Annotated in this window: 5 protein-coding genes; all 5 read left to right on the forward strand. The window is 59.3% G+C overall.

The genetic code is table 11. From position 1 onward, the window contains the following. The coding region (locus tag ACK6AU_RS31605) for a polyketide synthase (protein WP_409303662.1) at positions 1 to 850 on the forward strand (850 nt) is incomplete at its 5' end. Positions 851 to 1003: 153 nt separating this feature from the next. Beyond that, the gene (locus ACK6AU_RS31610; protein WP_409303664.1) at positions 1004 to 1786 is read left to right on the forward strand and encodes an enoyl-CoA hydratase/isomerase; all 783 of its coding nucleotides are present in this window, start codon (positions 1004 to 1006) and stop codon (positions 1784 to 1786) included. Position 1787: 1 nt separating this feature from the next. Beyond that, positions 1788 to 2537: a polyketide synthase gene (locus tag ACK6AU_RS31615; protein WP_241107811.1), complete on the forward strand. Its 750-nt coding sequence runs from the start codon at positions 1788 to 1790 to the stop codon at positions 2535 to 2537. 46 nt (positions 2538 to 2583) lie between these two features. Beyond that, positions 2584 to 2838: an acyl carrier protein gene (locus ACK6AU_RS31620; protein WP_409303666.1), complete on the forward strand. Its 255-nt coding sequence runs from the start codon at positions 2584 to 2586 to the stop codon at positions 2836 to 2838. Positions 2839 to 2907: 69 nt separating this feature from the next. Beyond that, positions 2908 to 3407 (forward strand): acyltransferase domain-containing protein (locus ACK6AU_RS31625; RefSeq protein ID WP_409303668.1); only part of this gene is annotated, 500 nt, incomplete at its 3' end.

The following is a 3407-nucleotide window of genomic DNA, read 5'->3' on the forward strand; positions in this document are numbered from 1 at the left end:
AGTGCTAGATCTGCATAGTGCCTCTGCGATCAGTGCTCTGCATCTGGCTTGCGCTGGGCTGCGTGCAGGTGATTGCGAGACTGCAATAGCCGCGGCAGGCATGATGCTCAACAAGGACCATTTTGTCTTTGGAAGCCAAGCAGGAATATTGGCTAATGATCCAACTTATCGAAGTTATGCTCAGGAAAGAAGTGGAATTATATTAGGAGAAGGGGCCGGAGCGGTTGTCTTGAGGCCGCTCTCCAAAGCTGTGGAAAATCAAGATCCAATACTGGCAGTCATTCGTACGACCAATCATGGTTTTATCGGTAATCATAATGTGAATAGCAGTGATGACCTGCTCATCTCCCTAGACTTTGAGAAAGTAACTAGTTTGGTTGAAGGGGCCATTATGCGTGCACGCGTGGATCCCCAGTCTATTAGTTACTTGGATTGCGCTGCTCCAGGCCTTCCAATTGGTGACGTACTTGAGCTTGAAGCTACCCTTAAGGCATTCTCTAATTTGACTTCGGCTAAAGGATTTTGTGCGGTGGGGTCCGTAAAGCCCAATATCGGTCATCTTGCTGCTGCATCCGGGATATCTCAATTAATCAAGGTAATACTGCAGATAAAAAACAAGAAAATATCACCTATGATAAAAGCACTTCCTGTTGATCGTGAGATAAACCTTGAAGATTCAGCCTTTTATCTAAAGCATGAACTCGCTGAATGGAAACGTCCGGTGAGGCTTGTGGGAGGAGTTGAGTACGAATACCCCCGAAGAGCCTTAGTCAATTCGTTCGGGTATGGGGGTTTTTTTGCGTGTGCGATTGTTGAGGAGTACTTGGAGGAAAATGGGCGATTGACTTAGTACGATGAGTATTTGCATTGAATGTGCGGAAAAGCTTTTAGCTGTGTCCCCATAAACGGGGAAAGTAAATAACGAGGTTTATCTTCATGTGACTTCCTTTGTTTGAAGTTTTGGAAGTTTGTGTGGGGGAGTCAAACCGCAGCGAGGGTTACCATGATCGAAACCGGATACCACACCCTGCGTGTGCGCCACGAAGACAACATCTGCTTCGTGCAGCTGTATCGGCCCGAGGCCAACAACACCATCGACGATCGCCTGGTCGCCGAGCTGGCCGACCTGCTGGAACGGCTGGATGAGCGCGTGACGGTACTGGTGCTCGAAGGACTGCCGCAGGTTTTCTGCTTCGGCATGGACTTCGCGCTGGTGCGCAAGTTGGCCAACGACCCCCAGGTCAGTTCCAGCGTGCTCGATCCGGCCACCCTCTATGACCTCTGGCTGCGCCTGGCGACCGGGCCGTTCGTGGTGCTGTCCTACGTGCGCGGCAAGGTCAATGCCGGCGGCGTCGGGTTCGTCGCCGCCAGCGATATCGTGATCGCCGACCAGAGCGCCTCCTTCAGCCTTTCGGAGTTGCTGTTCGGGCTGATGCCGGCCTGCGTATTGCCGTTCCTGGAGCGCCGCATCGGCCCGCAGCGCGCCCACTACATGACCTTGATGACCAGCGCGATAGGCGTCGACCAGGCCCTGTCCTGGGGGCTGGTGGATGCCTGCGAGGCCGATGGCGACAACCTGCTGCGCAAGCACCTGTTGCGCTTGCGGCGCCTGTCCCGGCCGGGAGTGGCGCGCTACAAGCAATTTCGCGCGTCCCTCTCTGGCTCGCCACGACTCGATCGCGACGCCGCGCTGGCGGCCAACCGGCAGGTGTTCAGCGATCCGCAAAACCTTTCGAACATCGTGCGTTACGTCGAGACGGGCGCGTTCCCGTGGGAGCAGGTTTGATATGAGCGACGATCTGGTACAGCTCGAACAGGTAACGCCAGCGATCGTGCAGGTCACCATGACCGATCGCGTCCACAAGAACGGATTCTCCACTGGCCTGGCCCAGGCACTGATCCGCACCTTCGAAACGGTGCGTAGCAATCCGGCGTGGAAGGTGGTGGTCCTGACCGGCTACGACACCTACTTCTGCACCGGCGGCACCCAGGAAATGCTGCTCGAGCTGGCCGACGGGCGCGGCCAGTTCACCGACTACCCGATCTACGAATTGCCGCTGACCTGCGAGATCCCGGTAGTGGCGGCCATGCAGGGGCATGCGATTGGTGGCGGGCTGGTGTTCGGCCTGTTCGCCGACCTGGCGGTGCTCAGTCGCGAGAGCGTATATGCGGCGAACTTCATGCGCTATGGCTTCACCCCGGGGTTCGGCGCGACCCTGGTGCTGCAGGAGAAGCTCGGCCTGGCGCTGGCTCAGGAACTGCTGATGACTGCCGAGAACTATCGCGGCGACGAGCTGGCCGGCCGCGGCATCCCGTTCCCGGTGTTGCCACGGGCGAACGTGCTGGCCCACGCCCATGAACTGGCGACGCAATTGGCCGAGAAACCCCGGCATTCATTGGTGACCCTCAAGGCGCACCTGACCTCTGGCCTGCGTGCGCAGTTGCCCGCGGTCACGGCCCGCGAGGTGCAGATGCACGAGCAAACCTTCCATCACCCCGAGGTGCGAGAGCGCATCAAGGCACTGTTCGGCAACTGATTAACCATTGCCCGGTGCGATATTCCTTCAATAGCGAGGCACAAGCATGACCAGAGAACAGGTATTCGAATTGATCGTCCGTCACGTCCGGCAAGTGATTCCTACCCTTGCCAGCCATGCGTTCACCCGGGGCGACCGCTTGCGTGACCTGGGTGCGAACTCGGTGGATCGCGCGGAAATCGTGATGCTGGTGCTGGAGTCGCTGTCCCTGAGCATTCCGCGGGTGGAGCTGTTCGGCCCGGGCAATATCGGCGAACTGGCGGACCTGATCCACACCCGGCTCCAGGCGCGGGCGGTGTAGCACGGATGGACCGGGCAGGGCGCGCCAGGTCTGGCGCGCCGCCAGGGGCAATGCACAATGGAGGTGCCAATGAAGGTGTTCATCTTTCCCGGCCAGGGTTCGCAGCAGCGCGGCATGGGTGGCCAGCTGTTCGATGAGTTCCCCGAGCTGACCGAAGCGGCCAGCGACATACTCGATTATTCGATCAAGGCCCTGTGCCTCGATGACCCGGATGGCCTGCTGGACCAGACCCGCTACACCCAGCCGGCGATCTATGTGGTCAACGCCCTGGCCTATTTCCAGCGGTTGCGCGATGGCGCCCAGGCGGATGGTTTCGCCGGTCACAGCCTGGGTGAGTTCAACGCCCTGCTGGCCGCGCAGTGCTTCGATTTCGCATCGGGCCTGCGCCTGGTCCAGCGCCGCGCCGAGCTGATGAGCCAGGTCAGTGGCGGGGAGGGGGGCATGGCCGCGATCATGAACCTGCGGCGCCACGCGCTGGTGGAGCTTTTGCAGGCGCAACAGGCCGATGGTGTCGACCTGGCGATTCACAACGCCCCCTTGCAGAGCGTGATCGCCGGGCCCAAGGCCGA

Origin of the sequence: Pseudomonas sp. KCJK8993, from assembly GCF_046230915.1 — a bacterium.
GTDB classification, from domain to species: Bacteria; Pseudomonadota; Gammaproteobacteria; order Pseudomonadales; family Pseudomonadaceae; genus Aquipseudomonas; species Aquipseudomonas piscis.

What these genes read in the sequence shown, in the direction of transcription:
- ACK6AU_RS31610 (WP_409303664.1), top strand. Translation starts at nt 1,004, where the DNA reads ATGATCGAAACCGGATACCACACCCTGCGTGTGCGCCACGAAGACAAC.
- ACK6AU_RS31615 (WP_241107811.1), top strand. Translation starts at nt 1,788, where the DNA reads ATGAGCGACGATCTGGTACAGCTCGAACAGGTAACGCCAGCGATCGTG.
- ACK6AU_RS31620 (WP_409303666.1), top strand. Translation starts at nt 2,584, where the DNA reads ATGACCAGAGAACAGGTATTCGAATTGATCGTCCGTCACGTCCGGCAA.